Source organism: Saprospira grandis, from assembly GCF_027594745.1.
Lineage (GTDB): Bacteria > Bacteroidota > Bacteroidia > Chitinophagales > Saprospiraceae > Saprospira > Saprospira grandis.
Genome location: NZ_CP110854.1, coordinates 3,684,661 through 3,710,767 on the forward strand (window position 1 = coordinate 3,684,661; position 26,107 = coordinate 3,710,767).

The window sequence follows — 26,107 nt, forward strand, 5'->3', positions numbered from 1 at the left end:
AGGCCCCAAATCATTAGCCCACTAAAAACCACCAAAGGCCCAAAAAACAGATAACATCTAGGGCCAAAAAGACAAACATCAGGATGCGCAAAGGCATGAGCGTAACCCAGGCGGCAGCGGTATACACTTTCTCCGATTTACTTTTGAATAGCTGAATGCGGCCCTTCATTTTGTCGCAATAAACATCTAGGCGGTCGGGGGTATAATCGGGGCTATCACGGACCTCTGGCGGCATGGCCGACAAGCTGCGGTCGGTACTGCCACCCAAAATCTTAACGGCCAAATTGCCTATCCAGTCGCCAATGGGCCAGCCCAATTTGGCCCGAATGACCTCTCGGATCGTGGGGACAAAGAGCCCCAGCCGAACCACCTGCACCCATTCTTTGAAAGTAGGGTAGTGGCGTTGGTGAGGAGGCAATTGGACCTGTCGGTCGCGCATGTCATCAATAATGACCTCTAGGGTGTCGGCGGTGGCCTCATAGAGGTTTTTGGTATGGTCCATTAGGTTCCAAGCCACAAAAAAAGCGGCGGTAATCAGGCTACTGACTCCCCCCAGCAAAATGGCCAAGAGCAGCCAAACAATGCCCAAAATATAGCTGATTGGCCAAACGTAGGCAATGCCCAAATAGCCCAAAAGACCAATGGTCAAAACGGGCCAAAGGATGAGGTGGACCATAATCGTGAAAGGGGCATCGATGTAGCCAATGACGCTATCGGCAATGACATCGGTGCGGTAGCGCTCCAAATCAATATGATAGCGCTCTTTGAGGGAATTCTTAATCAGTTTGTGTTGGGGAGGGACCGCCATATGCTGTTTTTTGTTGAGCCATTAAGATATGAAAAAAGCCAAGCTTTTTAGCTTGGCTTTTTGAAAATAAACCGTTCTTTTTAGTCGACCGGCTGCGGCTGTAGTCGCTCGTAGGCCTCAAGAACGCCTTGGGCGATCCGCAGTTTATCATAATTTTGATGAATAAACTGCCGGCCCTTGGCGGCCAATTCTGATAACTTATAGGGTTGCTGATAAATGCTCTTCATCTGCTGCAAAAAGGCGGCGGCATCATCGGCAATGAGGACCTCTTGGCCATCTTGGGCATGAATGCCCTCTAGGCCAATGCTAGTACTGAGGACCAGGCGGCCCATGCCCATAGCTTCTAGGATTTTTACCCGCATTCCGCTGCCCGATTTGAGGGGCACCAGCATAATTTCATATTCTTGAATAAAGGACTGGGCAGAAGGGACTTCCCCATGCACTTTTAGGCCTTTTAGGCGCAGATTATTTAGCCAATCGGGGCTGTTTCGGCCTGCAACATGAAATTCGGCCTCGGGATGTTGGGCCACAAACTGCGGCCAGACCTCATCGAGTAGCCAGCGTAGGCCCTCAATGTTGGGCATCCAATCTAAAGAACCAATAAAGCTAAAGCGAATTTTTTTGGGCGCAGCAGGCAGGGGCCGCTTGGGGTATTTGCTGAGGTCTAGACCAATAGGCACCACCTGCGCAGCTGTTTTTAGGCCCAAATCCCGAAAGCGCTGCAGGTCTCTGGCCGTAATGGCCAAAAAGAGATCGTAATTATTGAGTTGCTTGAGCTCATAGTCCGCTAAACGCTTGCTCAGTAGCTGTAAGTACCATTTTTTTGGCCCAAAAGAGCAGTTGTCTCGAATCCGCTCCCAGATTTCATGCTCTACATTATGCGAACGCATGACCACTTTGGCCTTAGAATACTGCCGAATCACGGGAATATAAGGGGCCAAATAAAGGGTTTCTAATTGCACCACATCATAGTCTTTGGCCTGCAAAAGCTCTTTTAGGGCCGCGGCATAATGAGCCGATTCAAAGCGCTCTATATGGTAAGACTTATTAGAAAAAAGGTTGAGCAAAGCCGCCTTAGGATCTAGGCGATTATCAATATCCACCAGTTTTATTTTGCCATAATGCCTAAAATCTTCGGGCAGCTCTTTGATGTCAAAATAGTGTTTACTGGTATTCATACTCAACAAATCTACCTCTGCCCCTAGCTCATGAAGAGCCTGGGCCATATAGGTAATGGCCAAGGATTCGCCATCTTTTAGCGGATAAGGAAACTTTTTGCTGAGCTGTAAAATCTTCATAGACAATGCTTTTTGATAGGGAAGCGGGGAGGGGCGGTATTAACGACTAAAGACCCAGTGAAAATCGCTAGAGCGCTCTTCATCAAAGGCGTAATTTGCTTCGGCAAAGCCCTTGAGGTCTTCTATTTTTTCTAATTGCTCTTGAATAATATAACGGGCCATCAGCCCTCTCGCTTTTTTGGCATGCACGGCAATAATTCGAGCCTTGCCCTCTGCATTAACCTCCTTAAAATCAATTTGATAAAGGGGCTGTTCTAGGGCCTTGGGCTGTAGGGCCGAAAAATATTCTTTAGAGGCCAGGTTGACAATAGGGCCCTGAGCACGCTCATTAACGGCCTTGGTGAGTTGCTCGCCCCAAAAAGCATAAAGGTTTTTTCCTTTGGGGTTGGGCAATTTGGTCTTCATCTCTAGGCGGTAAGGCAAAATGAGGTCCAAGGGACGCAGCAAGCCATAGAGGCCCGACAAAATACCCAGATGTTCCTGAGCAAAAGCCAGTTCTTCTGGTCCAAAATCATCGGCCTGCAAGCCTTTGTATACATCGCCCCGAAAGGCCAAAAGGGCCTGTTTGCCAGGGTTTAGCTCCTTGGGCGGCTGCCAATCGGCAAAGCGCTGATGGTTGAGCTCGGCCAGTTTATCGCTAATTTTCATCAAATGAGCAATATCTTCTGGTCCATAATCAGCCAAAATATCAATCAATTCAGCAGACTGGGTTAAAAAATCGGCCTCCGTAAACTGAGAAATAGCCGTAGGCGAGAAGTCCAGCGTTTTGGCTGGAGAAAGCAAGAGGTACATGCTGTGCTATTGTTTTTTTCTTCTGACGATATGAATTTTCTGAAGGTTGGAAGGGGATGTTTTTGGGGCTGCCCCTCGCCTTTGGCTCGGGTCGGGCTATATCGCAGCTCGCAGTTCTGCTCGGCCCTGCGTTTTTTTTCGCTTCGCTCAAAAAAACTGGGTCTGTCCTTCGGCCACTGCTTTCTATCCCTCAGCCTGCGGGCGCTTTGCGCCCTGTCCGCCGCAGTTTGTTTAGTGGATGAGCTGGGCATCTTTACCCGCCGCCGAAGTTTGGTAATAGGCTTTGGGGGTATAGCCCATGAGGTTGTAGGGAAACTGAATAATAAACTGATTGTATTCGCCTACTTTTTCGTTGTACTTACGCTTTTCTACCGAAATTCTATTTTCGGCCCCTTCAATTTGGATTTGGATATCTCGGTAGAGCTGACCTTTTTGTTCTATCCCTTGAAGCAGCTCATTGATTTTTTTGCTCAGCTCGGCTTGTTGCTGGGCATATTGCTCCAAATCTGTTTGTTTGAGTTGGCGTTCTAGGGCTTGGATTTCGGCCAATTTGGCTTGGCTAGCGCTTTCTTCCTGAGACAAAAGCTGTCCTAATTTAGGGACCAAATCTAAGCGCCGCTGATAGACATTTTCGACCTGGGCCCATTGTTTTTGTACTTCTTGTTCTTCTTGCAAAACAGCCTGTCGGCTACTAAAGTAATAGAAGTTGAGGCCTAGGCCAAAAAGTAGCAGAACAGCACTAAAAATGCCCAAGCGCAGCCATTTTCCTTTTTTCTGCTTTTGCTCACTATCCTTAATCGTTTTCATCAGCTCGATGCTAGCGCTATCGAGTTGGGGGTTACTATTGAGCAGTACCCTTTGGGCATATTCTTGGGCGGCCAAAAGGTTTTCTTTTTTGCCCGTTTGGGCAAACTGCAATTGATGAGCTTGGGCCAAATAAAAAAGGGCCTGTTCAGCTAGGGGGTTAATATTGACGGCTAGCTGTAGGGCCTGAATGGCCGCGGGAAAATTGGCCACCGCAATATGTTGCTGCCCAATTTTGGTCTGTTGGCGCACCGTATTTTGGGCCTCCTGCCAATCTGATTCAGAAAGGCCAATGCTCTCGGCAATTTCCTTGAGCTCGGCAAGATTGAGGGGCGCTTCTTGTTTTTTGGCTTGCAGGGCAAGCAGTTGCTCTACGTATTTTTCGAGCAGAACAGATTGTTGTTCCTTGGCCATAGCGTAATTGTTTTTTGCAAGATATGGATTTTTTAGCTTTTGAAGGGGAGACCCAAGCCCAAAAAGGACCAAAGGCGGGCAAGGCCCGCCTAGGCGCGCAGCGCCCGGCTGAGGGATGGGCAGCAGGGCCGCGAAGCGGCAGACCCAGCCGCCAAAGGCGGCGCAGGGCCGAGCAGACCTGCGAGCTGCGAGACAGCCCGACCCGCCTTTAGGCGGGGCAGCCCCAAAAAATCAAAAAGCTTTGCAATCTTAAGATATTTATAATAACTTTATATAGTTAACTAAAACCAATATTCCCATGTACAAAAAGATGATCCCCCTGGCCTTTTTGGGCCTATTTTTAGCGAGCTGCGCTGGCGAGGCCGAAAAAGCGGCAGCAAGCAGTGAAAGCCCGATGAAAACAGAAACAGCCGCCGATCCTTATGCCGATTTGAAGGCGCCAGAAATTTCTCAAACAGAACAAAGGCCTAAGGTGCAACATAAGGCGGTGGGCCAGCATTATTCGGTGGCCTATGCTTCTACCGAAGACAATTACTACTTTTTTGATGATGGCCGCTTTGTTTATGCGAGCAGCTCGGAGTATAGCCCCTCTATACTGACTGGCGATTGGACCGCCGAAGGCCCTAAAATTAGCTTTAAGAATGTGGTTCATTATTATGGCAAACCGACCGGGAAGATGATTCCGCCCTGTGGCTCTGTCTGCACCTATGATGATTATGGCATGCGAGTAGAAAAATACAGCCAAGGCATTGACCCTATAGACATTGATATGGGCCTAGGCGATGAATTTCCCTTTAATGTGTCTCCACATGGCCTAAAAAGCTCTGATATTCACGCTTTTTTGCGAGCCGCAGACAGCAAGCGAAGCTACCTAGAGGTTTCTGAGCGGCCCTTGCAACCCTCCGAATTGAAGGATAAAACCGCGGAGGAGCTGCGCTTGATGCGCAATGAGGTTTTTGCGGCCTATGGCTATAAGTTTAAGGATGAGGCCCTAAAAAAACATTTTCGCAACCAAGGATTTTATGGACATTCATCTGATGTAAATGCCTTTTTGAGTCCCTTAGAAAAGGATAATATTGCCTTGATTAAGAAGGTGGAAGCCATTAAAAAGAAATAAGCTAAAAATCTAGATAAAAGATGTACAAAAAGATGATCCCCCTGGCCTTTTTAGGCCTGTTTTTGGCCGCCTGTGCTGGCGAAGCCGAAACAACCACTACCTCAACAAGCAGCGAAAGCGCTGTACAAACAGAAACAGCCGCCGATCCTTATGCCCATTTGAAGGCCCCCGAACTGCCCAAAAAAGAAGCAGGGCCAAAGGTAGAGCATGAGGTGGTGGGCAAACATTATGCAATGGCCTATGCCTCTACATTTGAGAGCTACTACTTTTTTGATGATGGCCGTTTTATGTATACCATAAATTCGGATTATATTCCTTCTGTCATGACTGGTGAGTGGAGTGCCCAAGGCAATAAAATTAGCTTTAAACCAGATGCTCATTATTATGGTAAGCCAAATGGACCAATAATTCCGCCCTGCGGCTCCAGCTGTACCTATGCAGATTACATTATGGAAATGAAGAGCTACAGCAGGGCTATAGACCCTATAGATATTAAAGAGGGACAGGGCGAGGAACTACCCTTTGAGGTCTATGAGCATGGGCTGAAAAGTTCGGATATTCATACCTTTTTGCGTGCAAAGGATAGCAAGCGGAGTTCTGCAGAGGTCTCTAATCGGCCCTTGCAGCCCTCGGAGCTCAAGAACAAAAGTTTGGAAGAGCTGCGTTTGATGCGCAATGAGGTCTTTGCGGCCTATAGCTATAAGTTTAAGGATAAGGCCTTGGCTGCGCATTTTAAAGCGCAGGGCTTTAAAAGCCACTCCTCTGATGTAACCGCCTTTTTGAGTCCCTTAGAAAAGGATAATATTGCTTTGATTAAGCAGGTAGAAACGATTAAAAAGGAACAAACTAAACATTAAACTCATGTATAAAAAGACTATTCTAGGGGCCTTATTGCTCCTACTACTTGCCGCCTGTGCGGGAGAAAACACGGCAACTAGCGTTTCGGAGATAGAAGGAGAGGCCCAAGAAGAGCTGAGCGGTCCTTATGCCGATTTGAAGGCCCCCGAACTGCCCAAAGAAGAGCAAAGGGCCAAGCGAGATCATCCGGTAGCGGGCAAGTATTATGCGCGCGACCATTATATGAAAATTTTTGAGTACTACTACTTACTAGATGATGGCCGCTTTATTTATAGCCTTAGCCCAGACGAATATAAGCCTTCTTTATATACTGGCGAATGGGAAGTAAAAGGGGATAAGATTCATTTTAAGACCCAACGCCACTATTATGGTAAGCCCAATGGCAAAGAAATCCCCACTGATGTTGGTCCTTCTTCTTATGAGGATTATGTCATGCGGGTAGAGAACTCTAGCGAAGAGATGGAGCCCCTTATTGTGGAGGATGTGCTTAAGGTCGGGCAACCGCTCAATAATCCAAAGCGAAATATTCATCTGAGTTTGCAAAATATAGCCAATCCAGAGCGCAAAGAGATGGCTATTTCCACTCGGCCCTTGCAGCCCTCGGAGCTCAAGGATAAAAGCTTGGAAGAACTGAGCTTGATGCGCAATGAGGTTTTTGCGGCCTATGGCTATAAGTTTAAGGATGAGCGCTTGAAGGCTCATTTTAAAGCGCAGGGCTATCAGGCTTTGGCCTCTGATGTGACCGCCTTTTTGAGTCCTTTAGAAAAGGATAATATTGCTTTGATTAAAAAAGTAGAGGCGATTAAGGCAAAATAAACGCTTATTTCAGAGATATGCTTATTTTTGGGCTGGTCTGCTTCTTGCGGGCTAGCCTTTTTTTATTGACCCCAATAGATCCAAATTTATCTAGATCTAATGCCGAAGATGCAAGCCTTTTTTCGCAAGTACCTCAGCCTCTTGATGTACAGCTTTCCTGTTCAGCTCCTGCTCCTGCACTTTAAAAGCCAGTTGCTCTTTTTGCTCCTTTGGCTCTTTTTGTTTGGGGTATTAGCCGGGCAATTTGGGAGCAGTATGGGCTTTCGTTATTTTATGCTAGACCCCGAATATATGGGGGCTGTAAGCTTTTGGAGCTTTTTTATTATTGGGCTAACACTGGGTATGTTCTATATGGCCTGGAACAGCACGACTTATATATTATATAGTCCTAAGTTTCCCTTTTTGGCCTCTTTGTCGCGCCCCTTTGCCAAGTTTAGCCTCAATAACTTTGCTTTGCCAGGCCTGTTTATCCTTTATTATTTGGGCAGCCTAATTCATTTTCAGTGGTATAATGAGTTTGCCGATGAGTACAGCCTGATTTACTACTGTTTGGGCCTTATTTTGGGCTTTTCGAGCCTGATTTTTTTGAGCCTCTTGTATTTTCGCTGGACCAATAGCGAGCTGTATTTTTTGCAGCAAAAACAACAGCTAAAGCTTTCGGCTCCGCTCAAAGCGCTCATTTTGCGCAAAAATGAGCGCATGCTGGCCGAGGCCAAGGCCAATCCCTACCTTAATGCTTTAAGAACCGATTATTATTTGACGGAGCGCCTGCATTTTCGCCCAACTCGCTCGGTAAAGCATTATGATTTTAAGCTATTGGAGCAAATCTTTAAGCAAAATCACGCCAATGCCCTGCTTATCCAAAGCCTGAGCATTACGGCCCTCATTCTCATGAGTGCCTTTGTGGATGTTCCCTATTTTCGGATTCCCACGGCGGCTAGTGTGCTCATTTTGCTTTCGGTGCTGACGACCTTTTTGGGAGCGCTCAGCTATTGGCTAAATGCTTGGCGCAGCCCGGTTTTGGTCATTTTGCTCTTGCTGACCAATTCTTTGCTCAAAGATGGCTGGCTGAGCTATGAAAATGCCGCCTATGGTATGGATTACAGCAAAAAGGCCCGCTACAATTATGCAGTTTTAGATAGTCTTGCTCGGCCCGAGCAAATGATTGCGGACAAAAAACATCAGTTGCAGATTTTAGAAAATTGGCGCAAGCAGTTTCCTAAGGGCCGCTTTTTGCGCAAGCCCAAACTCATCTGTGTGGCCGTGAGCGGAGGCGGACAACGGGCGGCCCTTTGGAGTATGCATGTGCTCCGAGAAATTGAAAAGCGCCTAGAGGGCAAGCTCATGCCGCATACGGTCCTGATGACGGGCGCTTCTGGGGGCATGTGGGGCTCGGCCTATTTCCGAGAGCTCTATTATCAAAAACAGTTGGGCCGAGAGGTTAATCTCTTAGATAGTAGCTATTTGGTCAATGTGGGCAAAGACCTGTCTAATGCGCCCATGTTTACCTTTTTGGTCAATGATGCCTTTGTGCCTTGGGTCAAACGAAAGGTAAATGGCTATACCTACAAACAAGACCGAGGCTATAGCTGGGAGCAACAGTTTATAGAAAATACAGAGGGCCTAATGAACCGCAACCTCCAAGATTATATGGAGCCCGAGTTTAATGGCCAAATTCCCATGATGATTCTTAGCCCCATTATTATCAATGATGGCCGCTACCTCTATATCTCGCCCCAACCCCTGAGCTATATGATGCGGCCCGCCTTTGCCAAAGATTATGCAGAGGTGGATGCCGTAGATTTTGGGGCCCTTTTTCAAGAACAAAATCCCTATAATCTGCGCTTTTGCTCGGCCCTGCGGATGAGCTCGACCTTTCCCGTGATCTTCCCAAATGTCCAACTACCCTCTACCCCCGTTTTAGAGGCCATGGATGCCGGCTTTAGAGATAATTATGGGGTAGAAACGGCCCTGCGCTTTTCAGCCAATTTTAAAGAATGGATCAAGAAGAATACCTCTGGGGTCCTCATTATTTCGATCCGAGGAAACGAAAAGGTGGAGCCCATCGAGCAGGCCGAGCGCCCCGGCCTAGGCAGCACTATTTTTAGCCCGCTTTCTGCCGTCTTCGATGTGGGCAACCTCCAAGATTATCAGCAGGATGCTATGCTGGGCCAATTGCAGGCCCAAATGGGGGAGGAGCAACTGGATATTGTTCGCTTTGTCTATCGCCCCACCACCCTAGAACAAAAGGCCTCTTTGAGCCTGCACCTAACGGCCAGAGAAAAACTAGATATCCTCTCAGCGATCCTCCTGCCCGCCAATCAAGCCGCCCTCGACCGCCTAGAGGAAATGGTCAAATAGCTAGGCCCTTAGGTAAATAACCCATTTTTAGGCATTAGGTAATCTAAAGAGAAAACCACCGAATCACTGCCCTATCTTTGTCATAGACAAGACGGAAATACCTTGTCATCCAATTAAGTTTGGGGTAAATCATGGGGATTAACATTTGAACTCACTAGAGTTCTATAGCAAGTAGCTTGGGGAAGCTGCTTGCTTTTTTTTTGGGGCTGCCCCTTCCGCTAGGTTGAAACCCAGCGCAAAGCGGCATCGCTTTGCGAAGCTATACAAAATGAGGGTTGAAACCCTCATGAATTATCGGGCGGGTCGGGCCATTGCGCAGCTCGCAGGTCTGCTCGGCCCTTCGTCGCCTTTGGCTCCTCGGTCTGCCGCCTTCGGCGGCCCTGCTACAGCCCCTCAGCCGGCGGCTTCGCCGCCTCTAGACGCAGAATAAGGACCGTTTTTAGGCTTATGTGTTAGGGTTGTGTTAAAAACTGAAAAAACGTAACAAAATGAAAAAAGGCAAAAGTTATGTCTGGGAGTAAACTAGCTTAGGCTAATAGTCGCCTAGGTGCAGGACATTAGTCCTTCAACTTTTTCTTGTGCCTTTAGAGAGGGGAGTAACCTCTTTAGAATTAGTTGGTTTTCTGGCCATGGGCTGAAGCCCATGCTTGTGGGGCCATGTAAACTGGCGGGCTAAAGCCCTGGTTTGCTGTTTATTAGAGCTTGTTATGGGCCGATGGTTTTACCCCAGAGATCTTCACATTATATAATCGCCTAGGGGCTTGTCCCTAGGCAGCAAAAAGGAGAAATACAAAATTTTAAACAGTCTCGTTTTCAGGCCCTGCGGCTTTTAAGCTACAGCTAGCTGGCGGCAAAGCCGCCATGGCCGAAGGCCAAACGGCCTAGCGATGTGCAGCAGTGCGGCGCAGCCGCAGACCAAGCGGGCGCAGCCCGCGCAGGGCCGAGCGAACAGCGAGCTGCGCAACGACAACAAGGCCTTCAGGCCGCAGTTCGACGACCGAAGGGAGTAACCGCCGCAAGGCGAAGCCGCAGCGGAGGCCCCAAAAAAAGCAGCAGCAGCAGAAAAGCAAAAACTATATCTAAAAAAATAGATTAAGGAAAACGAAAAAAAAGATTTGGCGCTGAAAAATGACTAAAAAAATGTATTTTCGCAACGACTAGAATAGGGAACCTCAGGCGAACATTATTTGGTCTGGGGTTCTGAACACCTTTTTTTTCATTGCAAAAATTTAGCGTATCCTATGGCATTCGACATTGATATGATCAAAGCGGTTTATGCTGCTTTACCCAAAAAAATTGAGGCTGTGCGCGAACGTTTGGGCCGTCCGCTCACGCTAACCGAAAAAATTCTTTACACTCACTTGGATCAAGCTTCTCCTTTGGAGAATTATGGCCGGGCCAAGGATTATGTATTCTTCTCTCCCGATCGAGTGGCGATGCAAGATGCTACTGCCCAAATGGCGCTTTTGCAGTTTATGATGGCGGGCCGCGACAAGGTGGCTGCACCTTCTACTGTACACTGTGATCACTTGATTCAGGCTAAGGTGGGTGCGGACAAAGATTTGGAAGTAGCCAACGACAAGAACGAAGAAGTTTATGACTTCCTTAGCTCTGTCTCTAATAAATATGGTATTGGTTTCTGGAAGCCAGGAGCGGGTATCATTCACCAGATTGTTTTGGAAAACTATGCCTTCCCCGGTGGTATGATGATCGGTACCGATTCTCATACTGTAAATGCTGGTGGTTTGGGTATGGTTGCTATTGGTATTGGTGGTGCCGATGCCGTAGACGTAATGGCTGGCCTCCCTTGGGAGCTTAAAATGCCCAAATTGATTGGGGTAAAATTGACAGGTAAATTGGGTGGTTGGACCTCGCCCAAGGATGTTATCCTCAAAGTAGCAGGTATTATTGGTGCCAAAGGCGGTACAGGTTATATCGTAGAGTACTTTGGTGAAGGTGCCGAGAGCATGTCTTGTACAGGTAAAGGAACCATCTGTAACATGGGGGCTGAAATTGGAGCTACTACTTCTACTTTTGGTTATGATGCTTCTATGAAGCGCTACCTAGAGGCTACTGGCCGTGCCGATGTAGCTGAATTGGCCGAGGGCGTAAAAGAGCATCTCACTGGTGATGCTGCTGTTTATGCAGATCCTAGCCAATACTTTGATCAAGTGATTGAAATCAACTTGACTGAGTTGGAGCCCCACCTCAATGGTCCTTTCACTCCCGACCGTGCTTGGCCTATTTCTGAGTTTGCCAAAGCGGTAAAAGAAAATGACTTCCCTTCAGTATTGTCTGTAGGTTTGATTGGTTCTTGTACCAACTCTTCTTATGAAGATTTGAGCCGTGCGGCCTCTGTGGCTCGTCAGGCTGCTGCCAAAAACCTTAAAGCTAAGGCAGAGTTTACTATCACTCCCGGTTCGGAATTGGTTCGCTTTACTGCCGAGCGCGATGGTTTGCTAGACAATTTTGAGGAAATCGGAGGTATGGTTTTGGCCAATGCTTGCGGTCCTTGTATTGGTATGTGGGACCGTGTTGGTGCCGAGAAAAAAGAGAAGAATGCTATCATTCACTCTTTCAACCGTAACTTTGCCAAACGTGCCGATGGTAACCCCAACACCCAAGCTTTTGTAGCTTCTCCTGAGTTGGTAACCGCCATGACGATCTCTGGCGATATGTGCTTCAACCCCCTCACAGACAAATTGATCAATGAGAATGGCGAAGAAGTCATGCTCGATCCTCCCACAGGTGTGGAGCTTCCTCCCAAAGGCTTTGATGTAGAAGATGCGGGCTATGTTGCTCCTGCCGAAGATGGTTCTGGAATCAATGTAACGGTAAATCCCGAATCTGATCGCCTACAATTGCTTACGCCCTTTACGCCCATCCAAAAAGAGGAAGTAACTGGCATGCGCTTGTTGATCAAAGCCAAAGGGAAGTGTACTACCGACCACATCTCTATGGCTGGTCCTTGGTTGACTTACCGCGGTCACCTAGAGAATATCTCTGGTAACTGCTATATCGGTGCGGTAAACTTCTTCAATGAAGAAACCAACAATGTAGCTAACTACGCTGAAGGCGCAGAAGCTAACTACATGGCCGTTCCCGATTCAGCCAAAACGTATCAGAAAAAAGGTATCGGAACCATCGTTTTCGGTGAAGATAACCTAGGTGAAGGTTCTTCTCGTGAGCATGCGGCTATGGAGCCCCGTTTCTTGGGCGTTAAGGCCGTTGTGGTAAAATCTTTTGCCCGTATCCACGAAACTAACCTGAAGAAACAAGGAATGTTGGCCCTCACTTTTGTGAATCCTGCCGACTATGACTTGGTTCGCCAAGATGACCTGGTGAGCATCACTAACTTTGAGACTTTTGCGCCTGGCAAAACCCTCAATATCGAGCTCAAGCATGCTGATGGTACCGTTGATAACATCGAGGTACAACATTCTTACAATGCACAGCAGATCGAATGGGTGAAGGCTGGTTCTGCCCTCAATAAAATCCGTGAAGAAATTGCTAATGCCTAGGCATTAAGTTAGTTTTAGGAACATAAAAAAGCAACTAGTCCGAAAGGGCTAGTTGCTTTTTGTTTTTCATCCTTAAGCTAGACTAAAATACCTGTACTTCAACCGTAGGGAGGGCTTTCTGTAGCTCCTTTAGGCTGTCGGCTTTCACTTTTTTGCTGCTCTTTTTATAAGCGATAGTCAGCTTTTTCAATTGGCCTAATTGCTTGAATTCGGCTAGGGTGCTGACGGCTATACTTTTGTTGCCAACAACAATATAGAGTTCTTTCAGTTGGCCCAATTTGGCCAGTTGCTCAATTTCTGTACTGCTCAAATTGCTCAGCTGGCAACGCAATGACTTAATTTGTTGTAGCAGGGCCAGACCATCGGCTAGGCTTGCACTTTCGGCAAGCGTCAGCTCTTCTAAGTTTGGCGAAGCAGCCAAAACAGCCGCCGTAGCCTTATCATTGAGGTCAAAGGGAGCCAAAGCAACTTTGAGCAAGGGCAATCCTTTTCCCGATAGGCGAATCGGCAAGGGGTTTTTGCTGTCTTTAGGGAAGATTTTTAGGACCTCTAGTTGGGGACTTATACTTGCGCTAGCTAGCTGAGCGGATCCATCTACAACAATGTTGACTTGCTTAAGTTTGGGCTGCTCGAGCAAGGCCTGTAGTTTGCTTGCCCGAAAAGCGGTCCCAAATCCTAGATCCAATTCTTCTAAGGCATCATTTTTCAATAGCCATTCTTCTAAGGTCGAAAAGGGCGTAATTTGCCCAGCAAGTTGGAGCTTTTTTACCTTTAAGGCAGAAATACTACTGGGCAACTGATACTTTTGCTTGCTCCGCTTTTTGGCATTCAAGGCATCCTGCCCTAGTTCAAATTCATCTAGGCGCTCAAGCTTGGCCACCTCTTCAGGAATCGCCATTTTCTTATAGGCAAAACCCAAATAGACCAACTGATTTTTGTAATTTTCAATAAATTCACCAGCCCATTTATTCTTTTTGCTAAAGATAAGGCCATTAAATCCATCCTCGGCATACTGAGGGTCGAGCCCCCGCTTAGAAGATTCAACATAGGCGTAGTTATCAGCTACTTTGGCTTGGGGATACTGGGCCCAAAGGCTGGTCGAAAACAGGAGGTAGACCAGCAAAAACTGCAATGGTTTGAGCATGAAAAAAGGATTAAAGGGTAAATAATAGCTGGGGGAACTCTACTCTAATTTAAGGGATATTTTTTTTGTCTTAAGTACAATTTTACAGTTCTTTTAACTGTTTTTTTGGGGCCCGCGGCCAGCAAGCTGGCCGCCGCTATGCTGCGGGGCTCGCAGGTCTGCTCGGCCCTGCGGGCTCCACTTCGTTTCGCCCTGGGTCTGGCCTGCGGCCACCCGCTCCGCAGCGCTGGGCCGAGGAACGGCTTCGCTCTAGGCAAAGCAGAAGAAGATTAAAGGAATTTTAAAAAAGCTAGACCCATCATTTTAGGGAAAAAACAAAGGGAAAAGTTATATTTGCGATTCGTATTATCATAAGACCTAATTGATGAAAAACCTTGAACAGTTAAAATCCTCTATGCAAGAGGTCATCGAGCGCTTAGAAACAGAGCGGAAACGACAATTGTCCGCCTTTAAGCTCATTCAAAAGCTCCTTGTTATTCCTATTGTATTATTTGTTGCTGCCGCAGCAAGTATGCTCATTATTCCTCAGTTTTGGTATTTGGCCATTGCTCTAATGGTAGGCGCTTCGGCACTTTTGGGCTGGATGTATGTCCAACAACTCCAAAAACCCAAACAGCTGTATAGAGAACAGTTCAAATCACAGTTCTTTAAGGAAATGGTCGCCAATTTCTACCCCAGTATGCACTATCAACCCAATAACTATGTGCCCAAGGTAGATTTCTACAAAAGCCACCTTTTTCATGGTAAAGCCAATGAGGGCTACACTGGAGAGGACTATTTTTCTGGCGTAGTAGCAGGCATGAATATGCGCTTTTCAGAGGTAAATGCTCAGCAGCTAGTAGGCAAAAATGAAGTAACCCTATTTAACGGGATCTTTATGGTCTTAGATATTGAAACCCAACTAAAAGGAGCCACCTTTATTGTTCCCGATAACTATGAACAGTGGTTGGGCCAACTAGCCGTTAAAATTCAGGACCAACTGGATGTACTCCGAGAGGGCGATTTGCTCCATCTTGACAATGCACCCGATTTTGAGAATAAATTTGCTATCTATTCTACAAATATTCCAGAAGCTAAGATGATTCTTACTCAAGAACTCATCAACTCTGTGCTTTGGATCCGAGAAACCTTTGAAAGCCAAATTTCTTTGGCCTTCCAAGATCAACAACTCTATATTGCAATCCCCTTAAGCCATGAACGCCTCTTTGAACCAGAACTACACAAAAGCCTCACCGCCGATAATGAAATGCTGCAACGCATCTTTGCCGAGCTCAAAAGCTGCTTTGACCTAATTCATAAGCTGCCCCTAGACCAACTCCGAAAAACAAAGAATTAAGGGCTTGCCCTTAAATTAAGGCCTTGGCCTAACTAATTGTCCCACATGGTACGTTAAACCTATGTGGGACAATTTTTGTTGAATCCTTAGCAAAGGCTATCAGCTGTTCGTTTTCTATTAGCCACTTCTTCCTATAATATGGCTATAGCCAATAAATGGCTAAACTTGTCAGTCTGGTCACTAAAAAAAGAAAACTTTTTCCCTAGCTTGACCTTAAACGCTCTAACTATTATCTATGAAGCAGCTTTTCTTATCATCGCTTTTTCTCCTCGCCAATTTGTCTATGCTCTGGGCTACTCATAACCGTGCAGGAGAAATTACTTACCGCCAAACTGGTCCCCTCAGTATCGAGGCCACTATTGTTACCTATACAAAGATTAGTGGACAGTCTATTCATGCCGATCGCACCGAACTCGATTTGAGTTGGGGAGATGGGACTTCCTCTACGGTGCCCAGAGATTATTTTGTTATGCTACACCAAGATATTCGGATGAATGTCTATACCGCTACGCATAGCTATCCCGGCCCCAACCCCGGCGGCCAACCTTATGTAATGGGCATGCAAGATCCTAACCGAAATGCCGATATTCTTAATGTAAATAACGGAAACTCGGTGAATGTAGCCTTCTATGTGCAAACAGAGGTTTTCCTTTTTCCCACTTCTATTTATGGCAATAATAACTCGCCCATCTTACTCGAACCCCCAATCGATTTTGGGGTGGTGGGCCAAGTATTTCAACATACGCCCAATGGCTATGACCCCGATGGAGATAGTGTGGCCTACGAATTAGTGACCTGCCTTAGCGATCTGAATAATCCAGTTCCTGGCTTTTTACCCGTAAACGCTATTGGCCCAGGCGCTAATAATACTTATACCTTTGACCAACAAACAGGGCTCTTTACTTGGAATACCCCGCAGGTGGCAGGAGAGTATAACATCGCTATCCGCGTCAAATCTTACCGAAATGGCGCTTACTTAGGCGGTATCATCCGAGATATCCAAATCGAAATTAGAAATGCCCAAAACACCCCCCCCGAACTACAAGTACCCGAGGAAATTTGTGTGGAGGCTGGCGAACTCATCGATTTTGATGCCATCGCCCTAGATAGCGATATCCCCGTTCAACCCATTACGCTTACCGCTACAGGTGGCCCTCTAGAATTGACCAATGGGGCCGCTACCTTTAGTAATACTACTGGTTTTACCCCCGTTTCTAGCCGCTTCCGCTGGCAAACCAATTGCGAGCATATCCAACAACAGGCTTGGCAGGTGGTATTTAAAGCTAGAGATTCTTTGATGACCAATAATGGCCTAGATGCCTCTTTGGCCACCTTTAAGGTGCTGCGCATTAAAGTAGTAGCCCCTCCGGTCCAAAACTTACAGTCTACTGTTAGTCCCGGCCAAGTGGACCTTAGCTGGGATGCCCCCTATCTTTGTGAGAGCTCTGCAGGCTTTTTGGGCTTTTCGGTCTGGCGAAAATCTAGCTGCGATAATACCGAACTAGATTCTTGTACGGTTGGCCTGCCTGGCCTGGGCTATACCCAAATTAACTTTGGGGCCTTAGTCACTACAGCCGCAACCTCAGGGAATTTTGAGTTTACCGACCCCAACGTGCAGTCTGGCGGGATTTATAGTTATCGGGTTTTGCCTGAATTTGCGACCCCCGTTCCTGGAACCAATAACTTTTTAGGACCTGTCTCTGGCCGTAGCTCTGCCGAGCTTTGTGTGCAAATGGCCCAAGACCTTCCCCTAATGACAAATGCAGATGTAGAAAGTACCGATTTGGCCAATGGCGATATCTTGGTCCGTTGGGCCAAACCTAGAGCCGCCGAACTAGATACCAACTTTACGGTGCCACCTTATCGCTACGAGCTCTTCCGCTCAGAAGGACAAAATGGCGCTAATTTTCTGTCTACACCCATCTTTAGCTCCACTAACTTTAATAGCTACTCGGCCCTAGCCGATACCCTTAGCTTTTTGGATACAGGACTAAATACTGAGGAAAATGCCTACTCTTATCGGGTCGCTTTTTATGCCAATGGGGATACAGTTGGCGCCACTAGTCTGGCCTCTTCTATCTACCTAACGGTCAATGCTACAGACCAAACCAATGAGCTGGTCTGGACCGAAAATGTGCCTTGGACCAATACGGAATATGTCGTTTTCTTAGAAACTCCCACAGGCAGCAATAGCTATACGGTCCTCGATACCGTGAACAGCCCCACTTATGTGCATGAAGAGCTAGAAAATGGAGAAACCTACTGCTATTATGTAGAAAGTATCGGTAGCTACGGCATTCCCGATGTCTTTTCGCCTTTGCTCAATAAATCGCAGCGGGCCTGTGGTTCTCCGCTAGATACCTTGGCCCCTTGCCCCCCTATTGCGGTGGCGGCGCTTTCGGGCTGTGAGGCTTTTGATGATGATTCTGATAAAGAAAATCGCGGACTTTGCGAGGGCTTTATCCGAGAACAAACCGATATGGCCAATACGATTAGCTGGCAGCGGCCTACGGATAGTTGTGGACTCGATATTGCTGCTTATCGCCTATATTTTGCCCCCTATTGTGATAGCACAGCCTATGAATTGGTAGCCGAAATTACGGATCTTAGCGATACCTTCTTTATCCACCAACCTGCCGATTACAATCTAGCGGGCTGCTATTATGTAACTACTGTAGATTCTGTAGAAGCCAATGGGGGCGGCAATGAGAGTGTGCCCAGTACAGTGGTCCAAAGCGATAACTGTCCCTTCTATGAGCTGCCCAATGTCTTTACGCCCAATAATGACAACGCCAACGACTTTTTTGGTCCTTGTTTGCCTAGTCGCTATATCGAGGCCGTAGATTTCCGGGTCTTTAACCGCTGGGGCCAGGAGGTTTTCCGCACAGAAAATCCCGCCATCAATTGGGATGGAAAGGACCAGCAGACGGGCCAAGACCTAGCCGAAGATGTGTATTATTACACTTGCAAATTGCAAATTAATTGTATGGATTGCGATAAGGTGGCCCCACTTAAGGGCGTAATTCACCTGATCCGCAATGCCCGATAGTCTAAGAGAATTTACTTAGCTTTTTATAGCCCTAGCGAAAGTTAGGGCTATTTTTTTGTCTTTTTTTGGGGCCTGCCGCCTTCGGCGGCCGGGCCCTTGCAGGGCTCGCAGGTCTGCTCGGCCCTGCGGGCTTCGCCCTGGGTCTGCCGCTGCGCGGCCCCCTTTCAGGCCCCTAGGCCGACGGCCCTTCGGGCCTTTTTCCTGTAGGTTAAAACCTACAGCCAGATGGTATTGCTTCGCAATGACCTATAAATGAGGGTTAAAACCCTCATGAAATTAACTTTTGGGCCATCCTTTAGAGAGCAAGAGCAGCTATATCAGCAGTGGAGGCCCTTTAGGGCTGACTCTATTGGATTAGCCTAGGGGCTTGTCCCTAGGCGATGAATGGCAGGCGGCGAAGCCGCCATGGCCGAAGGCCAAACGGCCTAGCGATGTGCAGCAGTGGCCGAAGGCCAGACCCAGCCGCCTTTGGCGGCGCAGGGCCGAGCAGACCTGCGAGCTGCGAAACGTAGCGCCGCAAGGCGAAGCCGCAGCGGAGGCCCCAAAAACAAAAAAAGCCCCAGCAAAAGCTGAGGCTTCTAAAATTAGTTGAGTAGGATTAGAATAAATTCATAATCAGGACGAAGAAAGCGATGATTACCACTAGGCCAAAAAGCCAAAGGAAAAAGTGGTTTCTTCGGCCTTTGTGGGCGGCTTCCACCTCGATGGGCGAAAACTGCTCTCCGGTCCAGAACTGGGCCAGCAACCATTTGTAGCGGTTGGCCAAGAGCAGACAGGCGGGCAAAAGCAAGAGCGTAACCACCGTGGCCACCAACAAACCAAAGGCCACCGAAATAGCCATCGGAATGAGGAACTGCGCTTGGAAACTAGTTTCTAGCATCAGTGGGCCGAGGCCCAAAACCGTTGTTAGAGTGGTCAGTACAATCGCCCGGAAGCGAGAGCGGCCCGCTTCAAAGGCGGCCTGCATGGGTTCTAGGCCCTCTTTGATAAAGCCATTGTAGGCCGAAACGAGAACCAGCGCATCATTGACCATAATTCCGATCAGGGCGATAATTCCGAGCACCGAGAAAAAGCTAATTGGCGCATCCAAAAACCAGTGTCCCCAAACCACACCAATCAGTCCAAAGGGAATCATGGCAAAGACAATCACCGCTTGGCCGATAGAGTTGAAAGTAAGGGCCACGATGATAAACATCAGGATGAGGATAATCGGCAAGACCTGTTTGATAGAGTTGGCGCTCTTCATTTGCTCCTTATTTTGGCCTTCAAAAGAGAACTCTACAGAGGGGAACTGCGCCTCTAGGCGGGGGGCAATTTCCTCCTTAATTTCTGTAGTGATATCAGAAACCGAGACCTTTTTATTGGCAATATCGGCTTCTACCTTCACCTCTCTTTTTCCGTCGAGGTGCTTAATGCTCACCACCCCGCGTTCTACCTTAAAGTTGGCAATTTCGGAGAGGGGGAATTCGCGGCCATCGGCAAAGCGAATGCGCATATTCTCTAGCTGACCGATATTAGAGCGGTCTTCTGTTTTGTAGCGCACCCAAACGCGGACCTCATCTCGGCCTCTTTGTAGGCGTTGGGCCTCGGCACCAAAGAAACCGCCACGAACCTGGGCCAGCACCTCTTGGAGATTCAGGCCTAGTTGGCGGCCTTTATCATTGAGAGAAACATTGATTTCTCGGAGGCCAGGCTGGTTGTCATCCAATACATCCTTGAGCCCCTCGATAGCGTCAAGCTCCTTTTTGAGGGCCTCTACGGCTAGGTCCAAATCCTTGAGATTATCGCCTAAAACCGCCACCGAAACGGGCTTGCCAAAGACCGAACTACTTCCATAAGAGAGGCTTTCGGGCCCCATGAGTTGCCCTACTTTTTTGCGGATGGCATCCTGAATTTCGAGAACGGGGGTAGCGCGTTGCTCGCCATCCATCAGCGTAATGGCCAGTTTGCCATTGTAGCTAGCGGGACCTAGACTGCGTTCAATTTTCTCAATAATATCTTGGCCATCTTCTCTTTGGGCCTTATAATCTTCGTTGACCTCCCAGGCTTTTTTCTCGATATAAGTAAGGAGTTCATTGGTACTTTGTTCTCGAGTTCCTGCGGGTATAGTCAGCGTGACATCTACATTATCACGCTCAATGAATGGGAAAAAGGTGGTTTTGACCAAGCCCCCACGGACTGCTGCAATAGATAGAATCATCAGGCCAAGCAAAACGGCCACGGGCAAACTTCTTTGTAGGCCCGTTAGGCAAAGCCGAAGAACAGGAGAGAAAAGACGGTCTCTCATCCAGCCCATCAGGGCATCCATACCCCCAATTAGGCGGTCAAAAAACTGCTCGAAAAGCGTCTTTTTAGCATCTCTGGCCATGGCTCTAGAATGTGCCAAGTGGGCCGGCAAAATGAGCATGCCCTCCACCAAAGAAAAGATGAGCGTCATGATCACCACAAAGGCCATATTGCCAAAGATATCTCCAATTCGGCCCTCAATAAAGAAGAACATAGAGAAGGCAACCACCGTCGTTAAAATGGCTGAAATTACAGCGGGCAAAACCTCCATGGTCCCTTCTAAGGCGGCTTGGTTTCGGTCCATCCCTTGCTCATATTTGGCATAAATATTTTCGCCAATTACAATTCCATCATCAACCAGAATACCAATCACGAGGATCATCCCAAAGAGCGAGACGACATTGATGGTCAAATCGGCAGAGCTACCAATAATAAACATACCGGCAAAGGAAATGGGAATGGCCGCAGCCACCCAAAAGGCAATACTCCAGTGCAAAAAGAAGCCTAGGGCCAAAAGGACCAAAATAAAGCCGATCACCCCATTTTCTACCAAGAGGTCAATCCGTTGCTGCAAGGTCACCGAGCCATCTCGGATCGTCGTGGCTCGAATAGGGCCTGCTTGTTGGTTGTATTCATCGACATAATTGCGCATGTATTCTGCAATGGTCAAAAGGTCCTCTTCATCGGTATTTTGAATGGTGATCACCACCGATGCCTCCCCATTCATAAAGCTGCGCTCGGGGTCATCGGCCCATTTATCCTCAATATCGGCTAATTGATAAAGGTAAATAATCCCTCCATCGGCTGTATTTCGGACCGGAATATTCTTCAGCTCTTCAGCATAATAGCCTTTGTTTCGGGCCCGCACCAAAAGCTCTTCTTCTTGGCCCTTAATGCTTCCTCCAGTAATCTCTAGGTTGCTGGCTCGAACGGCTGCGGCCGCCTGCTGAAAGCTAATGCCGTAGCGAATGAGGTCCTCTTCTCGAAAAGCCACTTCAATTTCTTCTTCTGGAAAGCCAGAAAGGGTCACTTTAGACATAATTGGGGTGGCTCTGAGCTCGTCCTCAATCTGCCGAGCTTCCATTTTTAGAGTTTTCAGGGGCACATTCCCACTCAGGGCAAAGCTAAAGGTAAAGTTGCGGTTTTCTTGCTTGAATATCCGCAGCGATTCCATACCAGCCGGAAAAGAGCTAATCTGATTCACGGCATTTTCCACATCCTGTTTCACCAAATCAATATTAAAGCTACTATTGATTTCAACGGTAACGGAGGCGGCATTTTCAGAAGAGACCGAATTGACCTGTTCAATACCGGTCAAACCTTTGAGGTTCTCCTCAATTTTTAATACAATCCCTTGCTCAATTTCTTCGGGAGAGGCCCCGGGCAAAACGGCTTGTATGTTAATAAATTTCTCGGGGGCAGGCGGAAAAAAGGTCGATTTCATATTCTTCAGGCCAAAAAAGCCAAAGAGTAAAATCACGACCATCAGGATATTGCCCGCAATCGAGTTTTTAATAAAAAAGGATACTATAGATTTCATAATGAGCTTATCGTTAGAATATGTTTTTGGGGCTGCCCTGGCCTTTGGCCAGGTCGGGCTGTGCATGGGCTCGCTGTTACTTGCTTCGCTGCGTCGGCTCCCGTTGGTCGGGTCGCTCGGCCCATCGCTTTTTTCGCTTTGCTCAAAAAGCTCGGTCTGGCCTTCGGCCACCCATTACCATCCCTCAGCCGTTGGCCCTTCGGGCCTGAGGCGGCTGCGCCGCCTTATTGGGCCAATTCTACTTTCATGCCTTCATAGGCTGCCGGAAAAGGCTCCGCCAATAGGGCTTGGCCATCTTCTAAACCTCTAACAAGGGCCGTTTGCTCCGAGATTTTTACCGTCTGAACAGCAGCCAAGGCTAAGCTTTTCTCTTTACCGCCTTGAATAACAAAAACGGCCGTATCTCCACGCAAAAGCTTACGAGGAATCTCAACCACATTGGCTAGGCGGCTGGCGGCCACCTCTCCAGTCAAAAACATATTTTCTTTGAGTTTTGGACCAGCCACTCGGATAAAGATTTTTACGGTTTGGCTGCTCGCATCAATGGTACTAGAAATTCGGCTGATGCTGCCATCCCATTGCCCAGCAATATCTTCCGATTGCAATTGGACCTTATCGCCCAAGTTAATGTACTTCAGATCGACCAAAGGAACAGAAGCCTGCAACTCATAAGCATTGATGTTCATCAAACTGCCAATCTTTTGGCCTGCCCGAATCAAAGAACCCGTATTGATCAGGGCCTCTGTGAGCTCCCCAGAAAAAGGCGCCCGCAATTCATATTTACTCAATCGCTCTTCGGCACTCTTAATACTATAATATTGATTATAGATGTTCTTGAGGGCCAAAAAGTCTTTCTCCCGCTCTGATTTAGGCTCGGGCAAATCGGCAATAGAACTTTTGGGATTGAGCTGGCTGCGATAGCTCTCCCACTGCTCCAAACTCTCCGGAAAATCAATCTTGATATCGGGCAACATACTGGTAATCGTACTCAATAGCTGAGCACGCTGGGCACTCAAGTTGAGCTCGGCCTCCTTTTGGTCCACCTTAATGAGCAGTTCGCCCTTGGCAAAGCGAGTCCCTACTCTAAAGGGCTTGGAGCTAGCTAGTAAACGACCGCCCACCTCAGAAAAAAGCTCGGTCTTTTCAAAGGGAATAAGGCGACCGTACAACTGTACCTCGGTCTGTATCTCCTGGTTCTCTACCGGAATGGCCTGAACCTTTTTCAAAATAGCGGCTGTCTCAGCCTTCTTTGGCGTTTCTGCACGCTTAGATAGTCCTCCTGCCATAATGAAGGAAAGAACTAAGATAAGCACTGCTACTGCAGCAATAATAATTTGGCGAAGCATATAAAGGGTGTTTCAAACATCATTTTGGTTATCAATAGCGCAAAGCTAACAGTTTTCGCTTTTTTTTTGTTGTGCATACATCCATTTACAAAACTTTATGATTTCTTAAGTTTTTGCCCTTTTAAATTGATAGACAGCAATTTACGGCCTTTAACTAAGGTTTTAGGCCGCTAAAAAATAGATGAGTCCCTTTATTTTATAGATGTTTGATGAAAATTCTAGAACATGCCGCCTTGGCCCAGCTTTGTCTAAACTTAATTTGGTTTTCAGCTCAAAAACTTAAACAAAATTGCAACCCTTGACTCTTTTGCCTGTTTATACTCCATCTCAGTTAACATTTCCTTCTACTTTTTCAACTGCCCCATATGAGTTTATATACTGCTCAAGAGTATTGCGCCCGCTTTTATGTAACGGACTGGACCATTGCACAAATTGGAGCTGCAGCCCCTAAGATTATGCCCGAGCTGCCCAAAATTATTGAGGCCTTTTATGAAGAAATGCTTAAGCATCCCGACTTTTCACAATACTTTAGCTCTCAACAGCATATTCAGCGCTTAGAGGGCTTGCATAAAGGGTATTGGACCTCTTTCTGGCAGGCCGCTGTGGATGAGGCTTATATTACTGACCGCAAGCGAATTGGGGAAGTGCATGCCCGCATTGGCCTTCCACTAGATCTTTATTATGATGGGGTGGTCTTGTTTAATCATTTGTTTAAGCAGCTTTTTGAGCGCTTGGGTATTGCGAGCTACGAACTACTATCGGCTTATAGCCAAAGACAGGATTTAGATGTGGCCTTGGTGGTCGATAGCTATAATGCGATGACCAATGAGGTGCTCAAGGCCCAAAATGAGGCGCTTTCTACGCCAGTGGCTCAGCTTTGGGACGATATTTTGATGCTCCCCATTGTGGGTATTATTGACTCTAAACGGGCTCAGGATATTATGCAGACGGTCTTGTCTAAAATTGGGGAAACTCAGGCCAAGGTTTTTATCTTAGATATTTCTGGGGTGGCGGTGGTCGATACCGCAGTGGCCAATCATATTATTAAGATCTCTAAAGCGGCTCGCTTGATGGGCTGCCATTGTATTATCTCGGGAATTTCTCCTGCAGTGGCCCAAACGGTGGTAGAATTAGGCGTCAATACGGAAGAAATTAGCACTAGAGGCAGTATGAAGGATGCTCTTTCTACGGCCTACGAACTGACAGGTGTTAAGTTATAGACCATTAAAAAATGGCCGCTAGACTTCTATCTAGCGGCCATTTCTCTCTTAATCTTGCCCTCGTTCTTCTTCTATTTTCTGAATGATAACCCGCAGCTCGGTATCATTGAGCATATTGTCTTTCCCTTCTTCGGTGCCCGAAAAAATATAGTAGGAGTAGAGTTTCTTCCGTCCTTCTTTTTCAAATTCCTTAAAAAAGGGCTGATAGACCTCGGTGTACAGTTCTTTTTCTTCTTCTTGCAAGGCGCTACCTTCTGATAAGAGGATACCCCAGGCCGTTTCGGTTAATACTGCCAATTGCTCAAAATGATTTTTTGCACAGATGTTAATTTCATCATTGCTCAATAAGACTGCTCGACTAAGCGGCATCATAAATTCTAAGGAGTTGGCATTAAAATCCTCTCCCTCCGATAGAGGAGGAAGTGTGATATTCATTTGCGGAGCTCGTTTTTCTTCTTTGGCCTTTAGCAGTTCTTGGCAATCTTTTTCCCAACTCTTGCCAAAAAGGTATTGCTCTAAAAAACTGATGGCCACATCGGCCTTGCTGTTTTCTGGGTCCAAAAAAAGACCGAAGGTCATGGCCATAAGAGCTGCATCCATATGAGCCAACTTATTTTCTACCATACCTAATAAAACAAAGTCGCGACCAACCCCATCGCCGCTTAGGCAGATCTTTTTTAGCCATTTTTGACTTTCTTCAAACTGCTCTGCTCTTAGCTCAAGAAAAGCGTAGTTGCGCAAAAAAATGACCCGTTCACCATGCTTTTTAATCGCTTTTTTGGTCAGCTTGCGTAGCTTTTTATACTCTTTCTGCACCAAATAGTTATTGGATATACGCTGAAAGGCATAGTTATAAAGCCGGTCGCTACTCTTTAGTACCTTAAAGGCATACTTATTCGATTGATCGAGCTCATTTTTTAGGCCGTAGCTAAAAGATAATTCGCTGTAAAACAGGTCTTTGTTTTCTTTGCTGCAAAACTTTAGCCCTTCTAGGTAGAGCTCAATAGCTTTGTCATAATTCCCCGCATCATGTCGCTCTAGCCCCTTTTCATAAAGGTCTCGGACTTTATCGGAAGAAAATTCAATTTGGGCAAAAATAGGGAGACTCCATCCAAGGAAGAGGAGCGCAATAAATGTTCTCATGTTTTTAGTTTTTAATGTTCTCAATACTTCTTTAATACTCCTCTAGATGTTAAGATACATTTTTTTGGTGTTTTTGGGGGCCTCCGCCTCGCTTCGCTCGTCGGCGCTACGTTCGGCAGCTCGCTGCTCGCTCGGCCCTGCGCGGGCAATGCCCGCTTGGTCTGCGGCTTTGCCGCACTGCCTACCATCGCTAGGCCAGTCGCTTCGCTCCTTTGCGGCGGCTTTGCCGCCTGCCATTCATCGCCTAGGGGCTT

General features: G+C 47.1%; 16 protein-coding genes. 8 read left to right on the forward strand and 8 right to left on the reverse strand.

Going from position 1 to position 26,107, the window contains the following annotated elements:
• Nucleotides 1-13 precede the first annotated feature (13 nt).
• The 4 genes from OP864_RS14520 to OP864_RS14535 form a co-directional block, all read right to left on the reverse strand.
• Entirely contained in the window at nt 14-808 is a 795-nt protein-coding gene (locus OP864_RS14520; protein WP_015693967.1) for a hypothetical protein, read from the reverse strand.
• An 80-nt stretch (nt 809-888) separates the two neighbouring features.
• A complete protein-coding gene (locus OP864_RS14525) occupies nt 889-2,106 on the reverse strand; it encodes a glycosyltransferase family 4 protein (protein ID WP_270098877.1) in 1,218 nt (405 codons plus the stop codon).
• A 39-nt stretch (nt 2,107-2,145) separates the two neighbouring features.
• Nucleotides 2,146-2,898: a peroxide stress protein YaaA gene (yaaA, locus tag OP864_RS14530; protein ID WP_270098878.1), complete on the reverse strand. Its 753-nt coding sequence runs from the start codon at nt 2,896-2,898 to the stop codon at nt 2,146-2,148.
• Between the two features lie 231 nt (nt 2,899-3,129).
• On the reverse strand, nt 3,130-4,116 hold the full coding sequence (locus OP864_RS14535) for a LemA family protein (RefSeq protein WP_270098879.1): 987 nt from the start codon (nt 4,114-4,116) through the stop codon (nt 3,130-3,132).
• A gap of 298 nt (nt 4,117-4,414) precedes the next feature.
• Here OP864_RS14535 and OP864_RS14540 point away from each other — a divergent pair, with 298 nt between their 5' ends.
• From OP864_RS14540 to OP864_RS14560, 5 genes are all read left to right on the forward strand, one after another.
• Nucleotides 4,415-5,233: a YARHG domain-containing protein gene (locus OP864_RS14540; protein WP_270098880.1), complete on the forward strand. Its 819-nt coding sequence runs from the start codon at nt 4,415-4,417 to the stop codon at nt 5,231-5,233.
• Nucleotides 5,234-5,253: 20 nt separating this feature from the next.
• Nucleotides 5,254-6,090: a YARHG domain-containing protein gene (locus OP864_RS14545; RefSeq protein ID WP_270098881.1), complete on the forward strand. Its 837-nt coding sequence runs from the start codon at nt 5,254-5,256 to the stop codon at nt 6,088-6,090.
• A gap of 4 nt (nt 6,091-6,094) precedes the next feature.
• Complete coding sequence (locus tag OP864_RS14550) at nt 6,095-6,907, forward strand: YARHG domain-containing protein (RefSeq protein ID WP_270098882.1); 813 nt, start codon at nt 6,095-6,097, stop codon at nt 6,905-6,907.
• A gap of 108 nt (nt 6,908-7,015) precedes the next feature.
• Nucleotides 7,016-9,268, forward strand: a complete 2,253-nt coding sequence (locus tag OP864_RS14555; RefSeq protein ID WP_270098883.1) for a patatin-like phospholipase family protein — start codon at nt 7,016-7,018, stop codon at nt 9,266-9,268.
• A gap of 1,241 nt (nt 9,269-10,509) precedes the next feature.
• Nucleotides 10,510-12,789, forward strand: a complete 2,280-nt coding sequence (locus OP864_RS14560; RefSeq protein WP_270098884.1) for an aconitate hydratase — start codon at nt 10,510-10,512, stop codon at nt 12,787-12,789.
• An 82-nt stretch (nt 12,790-12,871) separates the two neighbouring features.
• Here the strand turns inward: OP864_RS14560 and OP864_RS14565 are convergent, their stop codons facing one another.
• Nucleotides 12,872-13,933 (reverse strand): leucine-rich repeat domain-containing protein, encoded by a 1,062-nt coding sequence (locus tag OP864_RS14565; protein WP_270098885.1) that lies wholly within the window; start codon nt 13,931-13,933, stop codon nt 12,872-12,874.
• Nucleotides 13,934-14,297: 364 nt separating this feature from the next.
• Between OP864_RS14565 and OP864_RS14570 the strand changes: the two genes are divergently transcribed.
• Both OP864_RS14570 and OP864_RS14575 read left to right on the forward strand, forming a co-directional pair.
• Nucleotides 14,298-15,269 (forward strand): DUF3137 domain-containing protein, encoded by a 972-nt coding sequence (locus OP864_RS14570; RefSeq protein ID WP_270098886.1) that lies wholly within the window; start codon nt 14,298-14,300, stop codon nt 15,267-15,269.
• Between the two features lie 235 nt (nt 15,270-15,504).
• Complete coding sequence (locus tag OP864_RS14575; RefSeq protein WP_270098887.1) at nt 15,505-18,318, forward strand: T9SS type B sorting domain-containing protein; 2,814 nt, start codon at nt 15,505-15,507, stop codon at nt 18,316-18,318.
• A gap of 598 nt (nt 18,319-18,916) precedes the next feature.
• On the opposite strand, the gene OP864_RS14580 is transcribed toward OP864_RS14575, so the two are convergent.
• The gene (locus tag OP864_RS14580) at nt 18,917-22,144 is read right to left on the reverse strand and encodes an efflux RND transporter permease subunit (protein WP_270098888.1); all 3,228 of its coding nucleotides are present in this window, start codon (nt 22,142-22,144) and stop codon (nt 18,917-18,919) included.
• Nucleotides 22,145-22,368: 224 nt separating this feature from the next.
• Nucleotides 22,369-23,490 carry an efflux RND transporter periplasmic adaptor subunit gene (locus OP864_RS14585; protein WP_270098889.1) on the reverse strand — a complete coding sequence of 374 codons (1,122 nt, stop codon included), beginning with the start codon at nt 23,488-23,490 and terminating at the stop codon, nt 22,369-22,371.
• A 365-nt stretch (nt 23,491-23,855) separates the two neighbouring features.
• On the opposite strand from OP864_RS14585, the gene OP864_RS14590 reads away from it, so the two are divergent.
• Nucleotides 23,856-24,710, forward strand: coding sequence for a protoglobin domain-containing protein (locus tag OP864_RS14590; protein WP_270098890.1), 855 nt, complete (start codon nt 23,856-23,858; stop codon nt 24,708-24,710).
• A 48-nt stretch (nt 24,711-24,758) separates the two neighbouring features.
• On the opposite strand, the gene OP864_RS14595 is transcribed toward OP864_RS14590, so the two are convergent.
• Nucleotides 24,759-25,853, reverse strand: a complete 1,095-nt coding sequence (locus OP864_RS14595; protein WP_270098891.1) for a tetratricopeptide repeat protein — start codon at nt 25,851-25,853, stop codon at nt 24,759-24,761.
• Between the last annotated feature and the right edge of the window lie 254 nt (nt 25,854-26,107).

Excerpts from the sequence above, each read along its gene's own strand:
- OP864_RS14535 (WP_270098879.1), bottom strand. The coding sequence starts at position 4,116 with ATGGCCAAGGAACAACAATCTGTTCTGCTCGAAAAATACGTAGAGCAA.
- yaaA (WP_270098878.1), bottom strand. The coding sequence starts at position 2,898 with ATGTACCTCTTGCTTTCTCCAGCCAAAACGCTGGACTTCTCGCCTACG.
- OP864_RS14550 (WP_270098882.1), top strand. The coding sequence starts at position 6,095 with ATGTATAAAAAGACTATTCTAGGGGCCTTATTGCTCCTACTACTTGCC.
- OP864_RS14525 (WP_270098877.1), bottom strand. The coding sequence starts at position 2,106 with ATGAAGATTTTACAGCTCAGCAAAAAGTTTCCTTATCCGCTAAAAGAT.
- OP864_RS14555 (WP_270098883.1), top strand. The coding sequence starts at position 7,016 with ATGCAAGCCTTTTTTCGCAAGTACCTCAGCCTCTTGATGTACAGCTTT.
- OP864_RS14575 (WP_270098887.1), top strand. The coding sequence starts at position 15,505 with ATGAAGCAGCTTTTCTTATCATCGCTTTTTCTCCTCGCCAATTTGTCT.
- OP864_RS14560 (WP_270098884.1), top strand. The coding sequence starts at position 10,510 with ATGGCATTCGACATTGATATGATCAAAGCGGTTTATGCTGCTTTACCC.
- OP864_RS14565 (WP_270098885.1), bottom strand. The coding sequence starts at position 13,933 with ATGCTCAAACCATTGCAGTTTTTGCTGGTCTACCTCCTGTTTTCGACC.
- OP864_RS14520 (WP_015693967.1), bottom strand. The coding sequence starts at position 808 with ATGGCGGTCCCTCCCCAACACAAACTGATTAAGAATTCCCTCAAAGAG.
- OP864_RS14540 (WP_270098880.1), top strand. The coding sequence starts at position 4,415 with ATGTACAAAAAGATGATCCCCCTGGCCTTTTTGGGCCTATTTTTAGCG.
- OP864_RS14570 (WP_270098886.1), top strand. The coding sequence starts at position 14,298 with ATGAAAAACCTTGAACAGTTAAAATCCTCTATGCAAGAGGTCATCGAG.
- OP864_RS14585 (WP_270098889.1), bottom strand. The coding sequence starts at position 23,490 with ATGCTTCGCCAAATTATTATTGCTGCAGTAGCAGTGCTTATCTTAGTT.
- OP864_RS14580 (WP_270098888.1), bottom strand. The coding sequence starts at position 22,144 with ATGAAATCTATAGTATCCTTTTTTATTAAAAACTCGATTGCGGGCAAT.
- OP864_RS14545 (WP_270098881.1), top strand. The coding sequence starts at position 5,254 with ATGTACAAAAAGATGATCCCCCTGGCCTTTTTAGGCCTGTTTTTGGCC.
- OP864_RS14590 (WP_270098890.1), top strand. The coding sequence starts at position 23,856 with ATGAGTTTATATACTGCTCAAGAGTATTGCGCCCGCTTTTATGTAACG.
- OP864_RS14595 (WP_270098891.1), bottom strand. The coding sequence starts at position 25,853 with ATGAGAACATTTATTGCGCTCCTCTTCCTTGGATGGAGTCTCCCTATT.